Raw genomic sequence first — 18,547 nt, 5'->3', positions numbered from 1 at the left:
CATATCGAACTGATAAATACCCTCTGCCGATACACATCAAACAACGGGGGGTGTTACCATGCGGCAAGTGCCTGAAGAGGTTACCTTACAATGTCATCTATTTTCTAAGCAATGGTAACGTTATGACAATGAAAAAATTGTTAATAGTCACGTCGGTAATTTTAACGTCAATGGCCGCCCGGGCGGAGCAGGTTGGCTCGGTGGATACCGTTTTCAAAGTCTTCGGCCCCGATCATAAGATTGTGGTAGAAGCCTTTGATGATCCTGACGTCAAAAATGTAACCTGCTATATCAGCCGTGCCAAAACTGGCGGCATTAAAGGTGGACTCGGTTTAGCTGAAGACACCTCTGACGCTGCGATTTCCTGTCAGCAGATAGGGCCAGTTGAACTGAGCGATAAAATTGCCAAAGGCAAAGCTGAGGGCGAAGTGGTCTTCCGCAAGCGGACCTCACTGGTCTTTAAAAAGCTGCAGGTGGTGCGGTTTTACGATCAAAAACGTAATGCACTCATCTATCTGAGCTATTCCGATAAAGTGGTGGATGGTTCGCCTAAGAACGCCCTGAGCGCCGTGCCTATTATGCCGTGGAAATAGCGTGCTGCATAGAAAAGGGCCGGATTTCCGGCCCTCTATAGCACACACTGAGTGGACTTAATCCTGCAGATCGCCACAGAAGCGGTAGCCTTCGCCATGAATAGTGGCGATGATCTCTGGCGTATCCGGCGTGGATTCGAAATGCTTACGGATACGACGAATGGTTACATCAACCGTACGGTCGTGCGGCTTCAGCTCGCGGCCGGTCATTTTTTTCAGTAAATCAGCACGGGTCTGGATTTTACCTGGGTTCTCACAGAAGTGCAGCATCGCGCGGAACTCGCTGCGGGGCAGTTTATACTGCTCTCCCTGTGGGCTGACCAGCGAGCGGCTGTTGATGTCCAGCTCCCAGCCGTTAAAGCGATAGCTCTCAACCAGCTTGCGCTCTTCGCTGTGCGGGGCCAGGTTCATGGTCCGGGAAAGCAGGTTGCGCGCGCGGATAGTCAGCTCACGCGGGTTGAACGGCTTGGTGATGTAGTCATCAGCGCCGATTTCCAGCCCCAGAATTTTATCCACTTCGTTATCACGACCGGTCAGGAACATCAGCGCAACGTTGGCCTGTTCACGCAGCTCACGAGCCAGCAGCAGACCGTTTTTCCCTGGCAGGTTGATATCCATAATCACCAGGTTAATGTCATTTTCGGTCAATATATGGTGCATCTCTGCACCGTCCGTAGCTTCATGAACCATGTAGCCTTCGGCCTCAAAAATACTTTTGAGAGTATTGCGAGTCACTAATTCGTCTTCAACGATAAGTATGTGCGGGGTCTGCATGTGTTCGCTACCTAAAATTGCCAACAAAATCGAAACAGGGCATACAGCCGTAAAGAAACCAGATAAAGCAGGGAAGTTATCCGGTAGAAAAACAACAGCTGTACAGAATATGTTCTTGAGTCATTAAAGACCAGGCTGCGCATCCTGTAAATCGTGGTTGCACCCTGTCCCGGCACGCTTAAAAATGGGGGTATATCTTATCCGCATTAACAGCAATATAACAGCACAAGACCTGGCCAAAATGTAATAAACAACGCTAAGTTGACTTATATCAAACCAATTGTAGCACGTTAACCGTTTTGTGAAAAACTCTTACCAGAATGCCAGCTTAGCTCACAAATATGCTCTGTTTACCGGCGAGATGGCTCAAACCTGAAAAGATAATGGCACCAAATTTAACATTTGATAATTACTTGAAGCGTATGGGTTTATATCTTGATAATTGTTTTTATTAAGGTATTCAGCGCAAAGCCATCATATAATTTGATTATGACCAGTTACCCTATGCACCTGAAATGTTATGTATTTGTTGCTTTCAGGGCAATTGTTTTTACATCCCGGGGCGTGAAGCCAGGCTCCGGGCCATCTGATTAAGGACGTTATGCGCTTTCCTTTGATTCTTGTTTCTCCGCGCCGACCAGAAAATATTGGCGCGGCCGCACGCGCCATGAAAACCATGGGGTTTGATGAGCTGCGGATCGTCAACAGCCAGGCTCATCTTGAACCTGCGGCACGCTGGGTAGCGCATGGCGCAGGGGAGATCCTGGACGGGATCACCCACTGGGAGACGCTGGCCGATGCGCTCGCAGATATCGATTTCAGCATCGCCACCACCGCCCGCAGCCGGGCAAAGTTCCGCTACTATGCGACGCCGCAGCAGGTAGAGAGAGTAATAGAAGAGAAGCAGCAGTGGGTCAGCAGCGTGGCGCTGGTGTTTGGTCGCGAAGATACGGGCCTGACCAATGAAGAGCTGGATCTGATGGATCTGTTAACCGGGATCCCGATGGCGGCAGACTATCCCTCGCTGAATCTGGGGCAGGCGGTGATGGTCTACTGTTATCAACTTTCTGCTATCAGGCAGGTGACCGCCTCTAAAGAAGCTCCCGCAGACGCCCTGCAATTAACAGCCTTGCGCCAGAGGCTGGATCGGTTGCTTGAACGGCTTGAGGTCAGTAATGACCGCAAGCTGGCAGAGTGGCTCTCCCAGCGTCTGGGCCTGCTGGAACAGCGCGACAGCGCGATGCTGCACCGCCTGCTGCACGATGTAGAAAAAAAACTTATAGATAAAAAAGCTGAATAATAGCGTCTCAGTAGTGACTCTTACTGGGTTTATTTCGGTCACTAACAGAATGGACCTGTTTTTGCTTTAAATCCCTCACGGGTCGATCGGGCTGGCAGCCGCCGCAAAGCGATAAAAAAATTGACTTGGCTGGCGGTTTGCTTTACTTCTGAAAGCCGACAGAATTCATAGACAGACAGACGATAAATCTAAAATGCGTAAACAGAGCCTGATGACAACAATCATTATTACCACCACCATTACCCCAGGTAACGGTGCGGGCTGACGCATAAAGGAAAAATCAAAAAAAAGCCCGCACCTCAACAGTGCGGGCTTTTTTTTCGGCAAAAATTCAGGAGAATTTGATAATGCGAGTGCTGAAATTCGGTGGAACCTCAGTAGCCAATGCGGAACGATTCTTGCGCGTGGCTGACATTCTGGAAAGTAATGCTAAGCAGGGACAGGTTGCTACCGTATTGTCCGCGCCAGCGAAAATCACTAACCATCTGGTGGCGATGATTGAGAAAACCATCAGCGGTCAGGATGCTTTGCCCAACATCAGCGACGCGGAAAACATCTTCTCCTCCCTGCTGAAAGGCCTCGCAGAAGCGCAGCCCGGTTTTCAGTACGACAGGCTGAAAACGGTTGTCGATCAGGAGTTTGCACAGCTTAAGCAGATCCTGCACGGCATCGGCCTGCTGGGGCAGTGTCCCGACAGCGTCAATGCGGCGATTATCTGTCGCGGCGAAAAGCTGTCGATTGCGATAATGGAAGCGCTGCTGCGGGCTCGCGGACATGGCGTCACCGTTATCGATCCGGTAGAAAAATTGCTCGCCGTGGGCCACTATCTCGAATCTACCGTGGATATTCCTGAATCCACTCGCCGCATCGTCGCCAGCCAGATCCCCTCTGAGAATATGATCCTGATGGCCGGTTTTACCGCCGGTAATGATAAGGGTGAGCTGGTGGTGCTGGGGCGCAATGGCTCAGACTACTCCGCCGCCGTGCTGGCCGCCTGCCTGCGGGCGGACTGCTGCGAAATCTGGACCGACGTTGATGGCGTATACACCTGCGATCCTCGTCAGGTGCCTGACGCCCGGCTGCTGAAGTCAATGTCCTACCAGGAAGCGATGGAGCTCTCCTATTTTGGCGCTAAGGTTCTGCATCCGCGTACCATTACCCCCATTGCCCAGTTCCAGATCCCTTGCCTGATCAAAAACACCGCCAATCCGCAGGCGCCTGGCACTCTAATCGGTGGCGACAGCTCGGACGAAGAGACCCCGGTGAAAGGCATCACCAACTTAAATAACATGGCGATGTTTAACGTCTCCGGGCCGGGAATGAAAGGCATGGTGGGGATGGCTGCCAGAGTCTTTGCCGCAATGTCACGCAGCGGTATCTCCGTGGTGTTAATCACCCAATCCTCTTCCGAGTACAGCATCAGCTTCTGCGTGCCGCAAAGCGATCAGGCCCGTGCCCGTCGGGTGCTGGAAGAGGAGTTCTTCCTGGAGCTGAAGGATGGCCTGCTGGAGCCGCTGGACGTAATGGAGCATCTGGCGGTGATTTCCGTTGTGGGCGACGGCATGCGTACCCTGCGCGGCATCTCCGCCAAATTCTTCTCGGCGCTGGCGCGAGCCAATATCAATATCGTTGCTATCGCTCAGGGCTCTTCCGAACGCTCTATTTCTGTGGTGGTTGATAATGACCAGGCCACCACCGGCGTACGCGTGGTGCACCAGATGCTGTTCGCTACCGATCAGGTTATCGAAGTCTTCGTCATTGGCGTGGGCGGCGTGGGCGCAGCGCTGATCGACCAGCTCCATCGTCAGCAGAGCTGGCTGAAGAATAAGCATATCGATCTCCGCGTCTGCGGCATCGCTAATTCAAAAGCGCTGCTGACCAACGTGCACGGTATTCCATTGGAGAACTGGAAGGAGTCGCTGGCGAAAGCCAATGAACCGTTCAATCTGGGACGGCTGATCCGGCTGGTGAAAGAGTACCATTTGCTTAACCCGGTGATTGTGGACTGTACTTCCAGCCAGGCAGTGGCCGATCAGTATGCCGACTTCCTTGCCGAAGGGTTCCATGTGGTCACGCCGAACAAAAAGGCCAATACCTCTTCATACAATTACTATCAGCAGATGCGTGCCGCCGCCGCGAAGTCGCGCCGTAAGTTCCTTTACGACACCAACGTAGGTGCCGGATTGCCGGTTATCGAAAACCTGCAAAATCTGCTGAATGCGGGTGACGAACTGCTGCGCTTCTCCGGCATTTTGTCCGGTTCACTCTCCTATATCTTTGGCAAGCTGGACGAGGGCGTATCGCTTTCTGAAGCCACCAAAACGGCGCGGGAGCTGAGTTTCACCGAGCCCGATCCGCGTGACGATCTCTCCGGCATGGACGTGGCGCGTAAGCTGCTGATTTTAGCCCGTGAAGCGGGTTATCAACTGGAGCTGAGCGACATCGAGATTGAGGCCGTGCTGCCGGAAGAGCTAACCGCGATAACGGATGTGGAAGCATTTATGGCGCGACTGCCGGAGCTGGATGACGCGTTTGCTTCCCGCGTGTCACAAGCCCGTGAAGAGGGCAAAGTGCTGCGCTTTGTCGGGGTCATTGAAGAGGGCGGGCGCTGCCGGGTGAAAATTGATGCCGTGGACGGCAACGATCCGCTGTATAAAGTGAAAAATGGCGAGAACGCCTTGGCGTTCTACAGCCGCTACTATCAGCCCATCCCGCTGGTACTCAGGGGCTATGGCGCAGGTAACGATGTGACCGCAGCAGGCGTATTTGCCGACCTGTTACGCACCTTGTCATGGAAGTTGGGAGTTTAAGAATGGTCAAGATTTATGCCCCTGCCTCAATTGGCAACGTCAGCGTGGGCTTTGATGTACTGGGTGCGGCAGTCTCACCGGTGGATGGTTCCCTGTTAGGGGATTGCGTCACGGTGGAAGCGGCCAGCGAATTCAGCCTGCGCAACGAGGGGCGCTTTGTCAGCAAGCTGCCTGATAAAGCAGAAGAGAACATTGTCTGGCAATGCTGGGATCGCTTCTGTGAAGCGATTGGCAAACGCGTGCCGGTGGCGATGACGCTGGAAAAAAATATGCCGATCGGATCGGGCCTGGGATCCAGCGCCTGCTCCGTAGTGGCGGGTTTGATGGCGATGAATGAACACTGCGGCAAGCCGCTCAGCGACACCGAACTGCTGGCGCTGATGGGCGAGCTGGAAGGGCGTATTTCCGGTAGCGTGCATTATGATAACGTAGCCCCCTGCTTCCTCGGCGGCATTCAGCTGATGCTGGAGGAAAATGGGATTATCAGCCAGCAGGTGCCAGGCTTTGAGGAGTGGCTGTGGGTGATGGCTTACCCTGGTATCAAGGTTTCTACCGCGGAAGCGCGCGCTATTCTGCCCGCACAGTACCGTAAAGAAGAGATTATTAAGCATGGTCGCTACCTGGGTGGGTTTATTCATGCCTGCCATACGCAGCAGCCAGCGCTGGCGGCAAAGCTGATGCGCGATGTGATCGCCGAGCCTTACCGCACCAGGCTGTTACCGGGATTTGCAGAAGCCCGCCAGGCCGCGCAGGATATTGGCGCGCTGGCCTGCGGCATATCGGGTTCCGGCCCTACGCTGTTCGCGGTTTGTGACCAACCGGATACCGCACAGCGCATGGCCGACTGGCTCAGCCAGCACTATCTGCAAAATGATGAAGGCTTCGTTCACATCTGCCGCATTGATACGGCAGGCGCACGTAAACTGGGATAACGCATGAAACTGTATAATCTGAAGGATCACAACGAGCAGGTCAGCTTCTCGCAGGCCGTTAAACAGGGTCTGGGCAGCCAGCAGGGGCTGTTCTTTCCGCTGGAGCTGCCGGAGTTTGAGCTCACCGACATCGATGAGATGCTGGAAATGGATTTCGTTACCCGCAGCAGCAAAATTCTCTCTGCTTATATTGGTGATGAAATTGCGCCGCATCAGCTGCACGATCGCCTGAAAACGGCCTTCAGCTTCCCGGCGCCGGTGAAAAAAGTCACTGATGATATCTCCGCGCTGGAGCTGTTCCACGGGCCAACGCTCGCCTTTAAGGACTTTGGCGGCCGCTTTATGGCGCAGATGCTCTCTTACGTCAGCGGAGCCGATGAGAAGATTACTATCCTCACCGCCACCTCCGGGGATACCGGCGCAGCGGTCGCCCACGCTTTCTACGGCATGGATAACGTGCGGGTAGTGATCCTCTATCCTCAGGGCAAAATCAGTCCGCTGCAGGAAAAATTGTTCTGTACTCTGGGCGGCAACATCCAGACTATCGCCATTGAAGGGGACTTTGACGCCTGTCAGTCTCTGGTGAAGCAGGCGTTTGATGACGAGCCGCTGAAAAAGGCGATTGGCCTGAACTCCGCTAACTCCATCAACATCAGCCGCCTGCTGGCGCAGATTTGCTACTACTTTGAAGCGGTTGCTCAGCTACCGCAGGAGAAGCGCAATCAGCTGGTGATTTCCGTCCCGAGCGGCAACTTTGGCGACCTGACGGCGGGCCTGCTGGCGAAGTCGCTTGGCCTGCCGGTGAAGCGTTTTATCGCGGCGACCAACGCCAACGATACCGTACCGCGCTTTCTGGTAAACAGCGAATGGCTGCCTAACGCAACCGTTTCCACTCTGTCAAACGCCATGGATGTCAGCCAGCCAAACAACTGGCCGCGTGTGGAAGAGATTTTCCGCCGTAAGACCTGGCGCCTGACCGATCTCGGCTACGGCGCGGTGGATGACGAAACCACCAAAGCCACCATGCGCGAGCTGGCTGACCTGGGTTATATCTCTGAACCTCACGCAGCCATCGCTTACCGTATGCTGCGCGATCAGCTTGAGGAAGGGGAGTTTGGTCTGTTCCTGGGCACCGCGCATCCCGCTAAGTTTATCGAAAGCGTGGAAGAGATCCTCGACCGCAAGCTGCCTGTTCCGCAGGAGCTGGCGGATCGCGCTAACCTGCCGCTGCTGTCGCACAAGATGGCAGCAGATTTCGCTGCGCTGCGTGATTTCCTGCTGCACAAGTAACCTCAATCGCGTAACACAGCGTCAACGATCTCCAACGGCCCTGCACAGGGCCGTTTTTTCAACTGTCCGACCCTCCAGTAATCCTCTGCTGTGCTGTACCCGATGAGCTGCCGCCGGCTGTTGCAATGGCCGATGAGTTACCTGTGGGATTTTGCCCTGATGAGGCCAGCGTACCCGTGGTCGTGGGTTGGTTTGCCGGGGCGGCGGTAAGCGTAACCTGGTTCTGATTGCCTGTACTGGTGGTAGCCTGGTTTCCAGCGGCGGCAGTGAGCGAAGCCTGGTTCTGGGTGCTGGTCGGGTTTTGACTCTCTGCGGCAACGGCGCCACGAACCTTGCTGTGCGCCTGATAGATCTGGTTTACCACCTTATAGGTCAGCCCAAACGCGGCGGCGGTGCCGGCATTGTTGAACAGGCTGGAAAGCAGCGGCGACATATTCCCTTTGGTTATGGCATTCATAATCTGCTGGGAGGCGAGCGTGCTGCCGTTGGCAAAATTGTTCCAGCTAAGACGGGCAATGGAGTGGTCCAGCAGGCGACCATAATCTTTCATCGGCAGGGAAGGGGAGAACTTTTGCGAATCGCCGACCTGTTTAGCGTCGTAATGCTTACCTAAAAAAGCATCGCCGGTTTCAATCACCGTATTACAGGCGGCGCGCAGGGCGGAGACGATCGCGCCCATCTCATGCAGCGCTTTACCGCTCAGACGTTGGCCCGACGCATCGCGGATCTCCGGGCCGGAGACGGTATAGCCTTTCGGCAGCGCTTTTTGAATCAGACCATCCTGCAGCATGCCCATCGCCAGCGTATTCAGCGTGTACCAGGCGCCATTGGTGCTCATATTGGCATCGCTGACGCCGTAGCTGGCTTTGCCGTCACGGGAGGCGACCATGCTGCCGGTGGCCTGCAAAGATTCCCGCGTACCGGCGTAGATAACATTACGCAGCTGGGTGCTGAGCACGCGCGCCGTCAGGCCGGGATTCCCGGTCAGCGCGCCCGCCATCGACATGCCCACATTCATCAGTTCTGCTGCAATCTGCTGCCCGGTAACGCGTTTTGAGTCGGTTTTCGTTTGTTCGCTGAGGCGATTCCATTCCGCGGGTTTATCGCGCTGCATCACCCCGGCCCGATCGGGGCTGAGGCCAAACTGCCCGCGCACCGCCACCTGATTTTGCTGCGGATCCCTTTCCAGGCGGGGTTCACGGATATGGATCTGAGCCGCGATATTGGCAAGCGAGACGGCAGCCTGCAGGCCAACAGCGGCAGCGGGATGTTTTTCTGCCAGATGAGGCAGCAACATATTGTAGGCTTCGATAAAAGCCTCCTCGCGCATCATGGTGGGCAGGCCGCAGGTAATCATCTGCTGTAAGGCATGGCCGCCCAGCGCACCCCAGGCCTTATTTTGTAGCGGAGCAAGGGTGAATTTACCCAGGGCAACAGCCGATGATTTGGTGTCGTTCCAGCCTGTTTTTCCGGCTATTTTTGCTCCTTTCAGACCGGCATTGCTCGCTATTTTGGCACCGGTTAAAGCCAGGTTGCCGCTGCTTTTCACTCCGCCCCAGGTGGCATTCCCCACCGTCTTGGTGCTTTCCCAGGCAACATTTCCTCCCGATTTCATGCCGTTCCAGGCGGCAGTGGATCCCCGGCCCGCAAGGGCAGTGCCTCCTTCCGCCAGCCCGGAGAAAAACTGCCCTGCGCTGGCAGCAGCTCTGGCGGCGCGCCCGGGGCCATTGTCGGGCCGGGGGCCGCTCTCCTCATCACCGCGTGAGCCGGGCCTGTTCATCTGAAACTGACCGGGAACCTGTTGAATTGAATTACTCATGGCCTCTCTCCTCCGTTCAGGCAGCACTTTGATGGCGGCGATCAAACGCCACGGTTAGCGTCATAAAATCGGCCAGCCAGCTGGCGAAATCGGCAGCAGTCAGCCCCAGCGAATCCCAGCGGCTCACCAGGCAGATGCTCTCTCCGCACAGCGCCAGCGAGCAGTGGGTGAACAGCCGAAGCTCATGGTTAGCAGCCAGATAGTGCCGCTGCTCATCGCCTGGCGTTATCGCCAGATCCAGCGGCGCAGAGATCAAAAGGTGGCGTTGATCGCCGTCGGCAAGCACCGAGACTGGACGTTCCGGGAAGGAGAGTTTGCAGAAGCAGCCATCCAGCAGATAGCTTTCCTGTGACAGGTCCAACAGGGCGAATGTTTGTTGAAGAAGGGGATAGTGCCAGTTGGTGGTAATGGCCTCCCGGGCCAGCGCATCCATACGCTCTGTTAACTGCTGCTGCCAGCCAGCAATCCAGCCGGGAAGCGGCAGAGCTTCTTCTGGTGCAACGGCCGGTGGCTGACCCAGCGAAAGCAGCAGATCAATCAGGCTTGAAGCGAGTGAATTAAAATCATTCATCACGCTCGCCAGCGCATCCGGTTGGTCAGGCAGATCAAATGCCAGCGGCCTGGTCAGCAGGGCTGAACCCTGCCGATCGAGAGCAAGGCTGATGCCGTTCATCGCCATCGCCACATCGTTGGCCCGCAGCAGCGCCTCCTGCCAGACCTCAGGATGAAGCGCGTCTGGCGCAGGCAGAATACCCACCGCCAGCCACATTGGCACCGGCGCCTCGCTCTGGCAAATCAGAATGATGTGCAGCGCATCCAGCCGGATCACGCCGCTGGCGGCAAACTGCTGCTGCTGCGCCTCATCCACGCCAAACTGCGCCGCCGCAGCTATCAGCCACTCTCTGGCCGACTCTGGCAGTGGATTGTGCCAGTCGCCCGCCCGGGTGTTTTCATCCTGTTGATGGCTCGCCTGCCACATCCGATCGCGGATGGTTCTCTCTAACCCCTGCTGATCCATACTCTTCCCCCCCATAGCTGATTACGCCTTGAGTGACCCGCAGGTTGTAATGGTTCTGTCACAAAATGGCTTATAAAAAAAGGCTATGGCTGGAGGAGAAAAAGGGGCGATTAGGGGCGCTGAGCCGCCCCAACTATATGCAGAAGTTATGGCTGTTCGCGGCGTTTAAACACCAGATCGGTTTCATTACTCTCTTCAGCTGAATAGAGGTATCCAGCAACATCAAAGTTTTTCAGCTGGTCGGGTTTGGTCAGGCCCTGTTGGATCACATAGCGACTCATCAGGCCACGCGCTTTTTTGGCGTAGAAGCTGATGACTTTGAATTTGCCGTTTTTCTCATCCAGGAAAACCGGTTTGATAATGCGGCCATTGAGCTGTTTCGGCTTCACCGCTCTGAAATATTCATCGGAAGCCAGGTTGATCAGCACATCATCGCCCTGTCCAGCCAGCGCGGCGTTCAGCGCTTCAGTCAGCCTGTCGCCCCAAAAGGCGTAGAGATCTTTCCCGGCCGGGTTATCCAGCCTGATGCCCATTTCCAGGCGGTAAGGCTGCATTAAATCGAGCGGCCGCAGCAGGCCATAGAGGCCGGAAAGCATACGCAGATGCTGCTGGGCAAAATCGAACTCTTTCTCACTAAACGTTTCCGCCTGCAGGCCGGTATAGACATCGCCTTTAAACGCCAGAATGGCCTGACGGGCATTGTCAGGCGTAAAAGGGGGATGCCAGTCATTGAAGCGGTTGGCATTCAGCTCCGCCAGCTTATCGCTGATGCTCATCAGCGAGGCGATCTGTGCAGGCGTAAGCTGCCGCGCGATCTCAATCAGTTTCTGGGAATCATCCAGTAGCGCCGGTTGGGTGAAGCGTTTGGTCGCCAGCGGGCTGTCAAAATCCAGCGTCTTGGCCGGGGAGATAACCATCAACATGCCTGAGTCCTTGTGTGAATAAGCCGAAGTAGCGCACTACTTTAGCAAAAAACAGGCGGCGAAAGGAGTAATCGCTGCCATTGCTACCGCTGATTTCTCTGCGCATTTATTCACGATTTAGCACTGCGTGGCCTGCGGGAAACCTTACCTTGCATGGCGGGTTTCGCGTGATATTATCCGTGGCAGAGATTTTCAAGAACCCGATAACTCTACTCTGATGAGAATGACAACTATGACGGACAAACTGACTTCCCTGCGTCAACTCACTACCGTTGTTGCCGATACCGGCGACATTGCAGCGATGAAGCTCTACAAGCCGCAAGATGCAACCACTAACCCTTCCCTGATCCTGAGCGCCGCGCAGATCCCTGAATACCGCAAGCTGATTGATGATGCGGTGAGCTGGGCGCGCGATCAGAGCAGCAAAAAAGAAGAGCAGATCAACTTTGCCGCGGATAAACTGGCCGTCAACATCGGTCTGGAAATCCTGAAGCTGGTCCCGGGCCGCATCTCCACTGAAGTCGATGCCCGCCTCTCTTACGATACTGAAGGCAGCATCAACAAAGCCCGCTCTTTGATCAAACTCTATAACGACGCGGGCATCAGCAACGACCGTATCCTGATCAAACTGGCCTCCACCTGGCAGGGCATCCGTGCCGCTGAGCAGCTGGAGAAAGAGGGCATCAACTGTAACCTGACGCTGCTCTTCTCTTTCGCTCAGGCGCGTGCCTGTGCCGAAGCTGGCGTCTACCTGATCTCTCCTTTCGTTGGCCGTATTCTGGACTGGTACAAAGCGAATACCGACAAGAAAGAGTACGCGCCGCATGAAGATCCGGGCGTGGTTTCCGTCACTGAAATCTACGAATACTACAAGCAGCACGGCTATGAAACAGTGGTGATGGGCGCAAGCTTCCGTAACACCGGCGAAATCGTTGAGCTGGCTGGCTGCGACCGTCTCACCATCTCCCCAGGTCTGCTGAAAGAGCTGGCGGAAACTGAAGGCACGCTGGAGCGTAAACTCTCCTGGGCTGGCGAAGTGAAAGCGCGTCCGGCGAAGATGACCGAGTCTGAGTTCCTGTGGCAGCATAACCAGGATCCAATGGCCGTGGATAAACTGGCGCAGGGCATTCGTAACTTTGCTCTCGACCAGGGCAAACTCGACAAGATGATTGCCGACCTGCTGTAAACCGCTGAGAGTGGCTGGCATACCGGCCACTCTTTTCACTCGCTGTACATCCCGCTTTGCAATAGTTTATCCTTTCCTCTTACTCCCCCCGACACCCGCGTCCGCCCTTAAAGCGTGGCCGTAACTACAGTGACGACACGATGAATACACTACGTATAGGATTGATTTCAGTTTCCGATCGCGCCGCCAACGGCATCTATCAGGATCAGGGCTTGCCTGCGCTTGAGGCCTGGCTTTCGCAGGCGCTGGCTACGCCATTCACCATTGAAAAGCGGCTGGTACCGGATGAACAGCCGATGATTGAGCAGGCTATCTGCGAACTGGTAGACGAATTATTCTGCCCGCTGGTACTGACCACTGGCGGAACCGGACCGGCTCGTCGTGACGTGACGCCCGATGCGACGCTGGCAATTGCTGACCGCGAGATGCCGGGGTTTGGCGAACAGATGCGCCAGATTAGCCTTAACTTCGTGCCGACAGCGATCCTCTCCCGTCAGGTGGGAGTGATCCGTAAACAGTCGCTGATTATCAACCTTCCCGGCCAGCCGAAGTCGATTCAGGAGACGCTGGAAGGCCTTAAGGATGCGGAGGGCAAAACCAAAGTTCACGGCATTTTTGCCAGCGTGCCTTACTGTATTCAGCTGCTGGAAGGCCCTTATGTGGAAACGCACGAGGCGGTGGTAGCAGCTTTTCGCCCCAAAAGTGCCAGGCGCGAAACAAACGGCTAAAAATGGCGTAATTCAGGCATAAGATCCAGCGGCGCTGGTGTGTCAGGAAATGAACGGTATAGTACGCATAGCTTTACATTGACGAACTATACTTTTTTCTTCTACTTCTGGATATGCCTGAACAATTATGCCTCCCGATAACGCGCGTCGGTTAAACCGACAGGATTATAAAACCCTCTCTCTGGCGGCGCTGGGCGGCGCGCTGGAGTTTTACGACTTCATTATTTTCGTCTTTTTTGCGGCCGTTATCGGCGATCTCTTTTTCCCGGCGGATATTCCCGACTGGCTGCGCCAGCTCCAGACTTTTGCTATTTTCGCCGCAGGTTATCTGGCGCGCCCGTTAGGCGGCCTCATCATGGCCCATTTTGGTGACAGCCAGGGCCGTAAGAAAATGTTCAGCCTCAGTATTCTGTTGATGGCCCTGCCTACGCTGGCGATGGGGCTGCTGCCAACCTATGCCACTCTGGGCATTGCCGCACCGATCCTGCTGCTGCTGCTGCGCGTTCTGCAGGGCGCAGCTATTGGCGGAGAAGTGCCGGGTGCCTGGGTATTTGTGGCTGAACACGTGCCGGAAAAACGCATCGGTTTCGCCTGCGGTACGCTCACTGCGGGACTCACCGCAGGCATTCTGCTGGGTTCGGTTGTGGCCACCCTTGTTAACACCACCCTGGGTGCGCAGGGGATTGTTGAAGGCGGCTGGCGGATCCCGTTCCTGCTGGGCGGCGTCTTTGGCTTTATTGCCCTCTATTTGCGCCGCTGGCTGCATGAAACGCCGATCTTTATCGAAATGCAGTCACGTAAAGCGCTGGCGGCTGAACTTCCTCTTAAAACGGTGATCCTGAACTGCAAAAAGGAGGTCGCGATAAGCATGCTGCTGACCTGGCTGCTGTCGGCAGGAATTGTGGTGGTGATCCTGATGACGCCCACCCTGTTACAAAAACAGTTTGGCATTGCGGCAGCGTCGGCGCTTCAGGCCAACAGCCTGGCAACGGTGATGTTACTGGCTGGCTGCATCTGCTCCGGGCTGGCGGCCGACAGGTTTGGCGCCAGCAAAACGCTGATTGTTGGCAGCCTGCTGCTGGCTATTTGCAGCTGGCTGTTTTACCGCACCGTTGGTGAGCATCCCGGGATGCTTTTCCCCTGTTACGCACTGGCTGGCTTCAGCGTTGGGGTGGTCGGTGCCGTGCCTTATGTGATGGTCCGGGCCTTTCCTGCCGAAGTGCGTTTCACCGGTATCGCCTTCTCCTACAACGTGGCTTATGCCATCTTTGGCGGGCTGACGCCGATATTCGTGACGCTGATTATGAAGTTGACGCCGCTGGCCCCGGCTTACTACGTGCTGGCACTCTCCGCAATGGGCTTACTGGTTGGTCTCTGCCTTAAGCGCGATTTCGCCCGTCAACGGCTTGCCGGTAGCGCAGATACCTTCAGTTAATAAAGCAGGCCGTGATAAAAATTATCATCAGCCATGGTCAACCTCGCTGCAGGTAACCGTCCTGAGGAGCGGGATTCAGGATTGATGTCAGCAGAAGATTTCCATTTTAAAAAGGCCCCGCGGGGCCTTTTCTGTTTCCAGTGCACTGTTAAGCCTGCATAGCTTGCTCCAGAGGCTGTACGGTTCGGCCCAACCGTTCGTTGAGTCCTTCAGTCAGAGATAAAATGATTTTTTAGCGAATCTTGCTGATTTTCCGCAATATTTTTCCCGGTGTTTTCTGGTGGCGCGGGATCCCGAAGATCCGGGGGAGGGGAAACCACGAGCTGGCTGGCGGTAAAAATGACTTTTTTTTATCGCTGCCCCTTGATGCCGTGGTGGATGGCCCCATCTTAGTTGGCATCCAAGGTTATGGACCTGGAAAAAAAGCGCGGCGCCAGCAGTTGAAACGGTAAAAAAAGCCCGCATTAAGTGTTCATAAACTGATTTGACATGAATTTAAGTGGGAGATGTGTAATGGGTAAAATTATTGGTATTGACCTGGGTACGACTAACTCTTGTGTCGCTATTATGGATGGCGGTAAAGCGCGCGTACTGGAGAATGCAGAAGGCGATCGCACCACCCCGTCTATTATTGCTTACACCCAGGACGGCGAGATTCTGGTCGGTTCACCGGCTAAGCGTCAGGCTGTGACCAACCCACAGAATACCCTGTTTGCGATCAAGCGCCTGATTGGCCGTCGCTTCCAGGACGAAGAAGTGCAGCGTGATATTAAAATCATGCCTTATAAAATTGCCGGTTCTGACAACGGTGACGCCTGGATCGATGTGAAAGGCCAGAAAATGGCGCCGCCGCAGATTTCTGCGGAAGTGCTGAAAAAAATGAAGAAAACGGCTGAAGATTATCTGGGTGAGCCAGTAACTGAAGCGGTTATCACCGTACCAGCCTACTTCAACGATGCGCAGCGTCAGGCAACGAAAGATGCTGGTCGTATCGCCGGTCTGGACGTTAAGCGTATCATCAACGAACCAACCGCAGCCGCGCTGGCTTACGGTATGGATAAAGGTCAGGGCAACCGCACTATCGCGGTTTATGACCTGGGTGGTGGTACCTTCGATATCTCAATCATCGAAATCGATGAAGTGGACGGCGAAAAAACCTTCGAAGTACTGGCTACCAACGGTGATACCCACCTGGGTGGTGAAGACTTCGACAGCCGCATGATCAACTACCTGGTCGCTGAATTTAAGAAAGATTCAGGCATCGATCTGCACAACGATCCGCTGGCGATGCAGCGTCTGAAAGAAGCGGCAGAAAAAGCGAAAATTGAGCTCTCTTCTGCTCAGCAGACCGACGTGAACCTGCCGTACATCACTGCAGATGCAACAGGTCCTAAACACCTGAACATCAAAGTGACTCGTGCGAAGCTGGAATCGCTGGTAGAAGATCTGGTCAGCCGCTCTATCGCACCGCTGAAAGTTGCGTTGCAGGATGCAGGTCTCTCTGTCTCTGATATCAACGACGTGATCCTGGTCGGTGGTCAGACTCGTATGCCAATGGTGCAGGCGAAAGTGGCTGAGTTCTTCGGCAAAGAGCCACGTAAAGACGTGAACCCGGATGAAGCGGTAGCTGTAGGTGCTGCGGTTCAGGGTGGTGTTCTGGCAGGCGACGTGAAAGACGTGCTGCTGCTGGACGTTACGCCTCTCTCCCTGGGTATCGAAACCATGGGTGGCGTGATGACTCCGCTGATCAACAAGAACACCACTATCCCAACCAAGCACAGCCAGGTGTTCTCTACTGCTGAAGATAACCAGTCTGCGGTGACTATTCACGTGGTGCAGGGTGAGCGTAAACGCGCTGCTGATAACAAATCACTGGGTCAGTTCAACCTGGACGGCATTCAGTCAGCGCCACGCGGCATGCCGCAGATCGAAGTCACCTTCGATATCGATGCCGATGGTATCCTGCACGTTTCCGCGAAAGATAAAAACAGCGGCAAAGAGCAGAAGATCACCATCAAAGCTTCTTCCGGTCTGAATGACGAAGAGATCGAAAAAATGGTGCGCGATGCCGAAGCTAACGCTGAGTCTGACCGCAAATTTGAAGAGCTGGTACAGACCCGTAACCAGGCCGATCATCTGTCGCACAGCACCCGTAAGCAGCTGGACGAAGCTGGCGAACAACTGCCAGCCGATGACAAAGCACCGATCGAAGCGGCTCTGGCCGAGCTGAACACGGCGTTGAAAGGCGAAGATAAAGCGGAAATCGAAGCGAAAATGCAGGCGCTGATGGAAGTCTCCAGCAAACTGATGGAGTTCGCTCAGCAGCAGCAGGCCGCAGGCGGCGCAGCCGATGCCGGTGATGCTTCCGCGAAGAAAGAGGACGACGTTGTTGACGCCGAATTCGAAGAAGTGAAAGACAACAAAAAATAATCGCCCTTGAGCGGGCACGGTGGCCTGAAAAAGGCCACTGATGAAACCTGACGGGCGTAGGAGTTTTCTCCACGCCCGTTCATGCATATTAAGGGCAGGACCACCAGAATGGCGAAGAGAGACTATTACGAGATTTTAGGCGTTTCCAATTCAGCGGATGAGCGTGAAATCAAAAAGGCCTATAAACGCCTGGCGATGAAATTCCACCCTGACCGCAATCCAGGCGATAAAGAATCCGAAGCCAAATTTAAAGAGGTGAAGGAAGCGTACGAAATTCTGACCGATGGACAGAAACGCGCGGCTTACGACCAGTATGGTCATGCGGCCTTTGAACAGGGCGGCATGGGCGGCGGCTTTGGCGGCGGCGGCGGGGCAGATTTCAGCGATATCTTTGGCGACGTGTTCGGCGATATCTTCGGCGGAGGACGCCGTCAGCAGCGTGCTGCGCGCGGTGCCGATTTACGCTATAACATGGAGCTGACGCTTGAAGAAGCCGTCCGCGGCGTGTCCAAAGAGATCCGCATTCCTACGCTGGAAGAGTGTGAAGTTTGTGACGGCAGCGGCGCAAAACCAGGCACTAAGCCGCAGACCTGCTCAACCTGTCACGGTCAGGGCCAGGTGCAAATGCGCCAGGGCTTCTTTACCGTGCAGCAGGCGTGTCCGACCTGTCACGGTCGTGGAGCGGTTATCAAAGATCCGTGCAACGCCTGTCACGGTCACGGCCGCGTTGAGAAGTCTAAAACACTGTCGGTGAAAATCCCGGCAGGTGTGGACACCGGCGATCGTATTCGTCTTACCGGCGAAGGTGAAGCGGGCGAGCATGGTGCGCCAGCAGGCGATCTCTATGTTCAGGTACAGGTGCGCAAGCACCCAATCTTCGAACGCGAAGAGAATAACCTCTACTGCGAAGTGCCGATCAACTTTGCCATGGCAGCGCTGGGCGGTGAAATTGAAGTGCCGACTCTGGATGGCCGCGTGAAGCTGAAAGTGCCGGCCGAAACGCAGACCGGTAAGCTGTTCCGCATGCGCGGTAAAGGCGTTAAGTCTGTCCGTGGCGGTGCGCAGGGCGACCTGCTGTGCCGCGTAGTGGTAGAAACGCCGGTCAGCCTCAGCGACAAGCAGAAAGCACTGCTGCGCGAGCTGGAAGAGAGCTTTGGCGGACCAAGCGGCGAGAAAAACAGCCCGCGTTCGAAAAGCTTCTTAGACGGCGTGAAGAAATTCTTCGACGATCTGACCCGCTAACTTCAGATCAGAGAGATAAAACGGACGGCTCAGGCTGTCCGTTTTTTTTTGTGTCTGGCCGCCGCTG

Annotated in this window: 15 protein-coding genes and 1 other annotated feature; of the genes, 11 read left to right on the top strand and 4 right to left on the bottom strand. The window is 55.1% G+C overall.

Annotated elements, in window-relative coordinates:
* The first annotated feature begins 122 nt into the window (after positions 1 to 122).
* Positions 123 to 593 (top strand): protein CreA, encoded by a 471-nt coding sequence (gene creA / locus Q3V30_RS18050; protein ID WP_306208108.1) that lies wholly within the window; start codon positions 123 to 125, stop codon positions 591 to 593.
* Positions 594 to 650: 57 nt separating this feature from the next.
* On the opposite strand, the gene arcA is transcribed toward creA, so the two are convergent.
* The gene (arcA, locus tag Q3V30_RS18045) at positions 651 to 1,367 is read right to left on the bottom strand and encodes a two-component system response regulator ArcA (RefSeq protein WP_306208106.1); all 717 of its coding nucleotides are present in this window, start codon (positions 1,365 to 1,367) and stop codon (positions 651 to 653) included.
* A gap of 601 nt (positions 1,368 to 1,968) precedes the next feature.
* On the opposite strand from arcA, the gene Q3V30_RS18040 reads away from it, so the two are divergent.
* The 5 genes from Q3V30_RS18040 to thrC all read left to right on the top strand — a co-directional run bounded on the left by Q3V30_RS18040 (position 1,969) and on the right by thrC (position 7,699).
* Positions 1,969 to 2,667, top strand: coding sequence for a tRNA/rRNA methyltransferase (locus Q3V30_RS18040; protein WP_306208104.1), 699 nt, complete (start codon positions 1,969 to 1,971; stop codon positions 2,665 to 2,667).
* Positions 2,668 to 2,860: 193 nt separating this feature from the next.
* Positions 2,861 to 2,932 (top strand): thr operon leader peptide, encoded by a 72-nt coding sequence (gene thrL, locus Q3V30_RS22775; RefSeq protein ID WP_412916644.1) that lies wholly within the window; start codon positions 2,861 to 2,863, stop codon positions 2,930 to 2,932.
* Positions 2,868 to 2,989 (top strand) — a sequence feature (Thr leader region). It overlaps the preceding gene by 65 nt.
* A 25-nt stretch (positions 2,990 to 3,014) precedes the next feature.
* On the top strand, positions 3,015 to 5,477 hold the full coding sequence (gene thrA, locus Q3V30_RS18035) for a bifunctional aspartate kinase/homoserine dehydrogenase I (RefSeq protein ID WP_306208102.1): 2,463 nt from the start codon (positions 3,015 to 3,017) through the stop codon (positions 5,475 to 5,477).
* Positions 5,478 to 5,479: 2 nt separating this feature from the next.
* A complete protein-coding gene (gene thrB / locus Q3V30_RS18030; RefSeq protein WP_306208100.1) occupies positions 5,480 to 6,409 on the top strand; it encodes a homoserine kinase in 930 nt (309 codons plus the stop codon).
* 3 nt (positions 6,410 to 6,412) lie between these two features.
* Positions 6,413 to 7,699, top strand: coding sequence for a threonine synthase (gene thrC, locus Q3V30_RS18025; RefSeq protein ID WP_306208098.1), 1,287 nt, complete (start codon positions 6,413 to 6,415; stop codon positions 7,697 to 7,699).
* A gap of 58 nt (positions 7,700 to 7,757) precedes the next feature.
* Here thrC and Q3V30_RS18020 read toward each other — a convergent pair whose 3' ends face one another.
* The 3 genes from Q3V30_RS18020 to yaaA all read right to left on the bottom strand — a co-directional run bounded on the left by Q3V30_RS18020 (position 7,758) and on the right by yaaA (position 11,459).
* Positions 7,758 to 9,518, bottom strand: coding sequence for a hypothetical protein (locus Q3V30_RS18020; RefSeq protein ID WP_306208096.1), 1,761 nt, complete (start codon positions 9,516 to 9,518; stop codon positions 7,758 to 7,760).
* Between the two features lie 16 nt (positions 9,519 to 9,534).
* The gene (locus Q3V30_RS18015) at positions 9,535 to 10,536 is read right to left on the bottom strand and encodes a type III secretion system chaperone (protein ID WP_306208094.1); all 1,002 of its coding nucleotides are present in this window, start codon (positions 10,534 to 10,536) and stop codon (positions 9,535 to 9,537) included.
* Between the two features lie 146 nt (positions 10,537 to 10,682).
* Positions 10,683 to 11,459, bottom strand: a complete 777-nt coding sequence (gene yaaA / locus Q3V30_RS18010; RefSeq protein WP_306208092.1) for a peroxide stress protein YaaA — start codon at positions 11,457 to 11,459, stop codon at positions 10,683 to 10,685.
* A gap of 232 nt (positions 11,460 to 11,691) precedes the next feature.
* Here yaaA and tal point away from each other — a divergent pair, with 232 nt between their 5' ends.
* The 5 genes from tal (at position 11,692) to dnaJ (ending at position 18,480) form a co-directional block, all read left to right on the top strand.
* Positions 11,692 to 12,645 (top strand): transaldolase, encoded by a 954-nt coding sequence (gene tal, locus Q3V30_RS18005; RefSeq protein WP_306208090.1) that lies wholly within the window; start codon positions 11,692 to 11,694, stop codon positions 12,643 to 12,645.
* 140 nt (positions 12,646 to 12,785) lie between these two features.
* Complete coding sequence (gene mog, locus Q3V30_RS18000; protein ID WP_306208088.1) at positions 12,786 to 13,373, top strand: molybdopterin adenylyltransferase; 588 nt, start codon at positions 12,786 to 12,788, stop codon at positions 13,371 to 13,373.
* A 127-nt stretch (positions 13,374 to 13,500) separates the two neighbouring features.
* On the top strand, positions 13,501 to 14,808 hold the full coding sequence (locus Q3V30_RS17995) for an MFS transporter (protein ID WP_306208086.1): 1,308 nt from the start codon (positions 13,501 to 13,503) through the stop codon (positions 14,806 to 14,808).
* 513 nt (positions 14,809 to 15,321) lie between these two features.
* Positions 15,322 to 17,238, top strand: a complete 1,917-nt coding sequence (gene dnaK / locus Q3V30_RS17990) for a molecular chaperone DnaK (protein ID WP_306208084.1) — start codon at positions 15,322 to 15,324, stop codon at positions 17,236 to 17,238.
* Between the two features lie 108 nt (positions 17,239 to 17,346).
* On the top strand, positions 17,347 to 18,480 hold the full coding sequence (gene dnaJ, locus Q3V30_RS17985; protein ID WP_306208082.1) for a molecular chaperone DnaJ: 1,134 nt from the start codon (positions 17,347 to 17,349) through the stop codon (positions 18,478 to 18,480).
* The last annotated feature ends 67 nt before the right edge of the window (positions 18,481 to 18,547 follow it).

Source organism: Erwinia pyri (assembly GCF_030758455.1).
Classification (GTDB): Bacteria; Pseudomonadota; Gammaproteobacteria; order Enterobacterales; family Enterobacteriaceae; genus Erwinia; species Erwinia pyri.
Note: the sequence above shows the minus strand (reverse complement) of the source record. Positions and strands in the feature narration are given on the sequence as shown.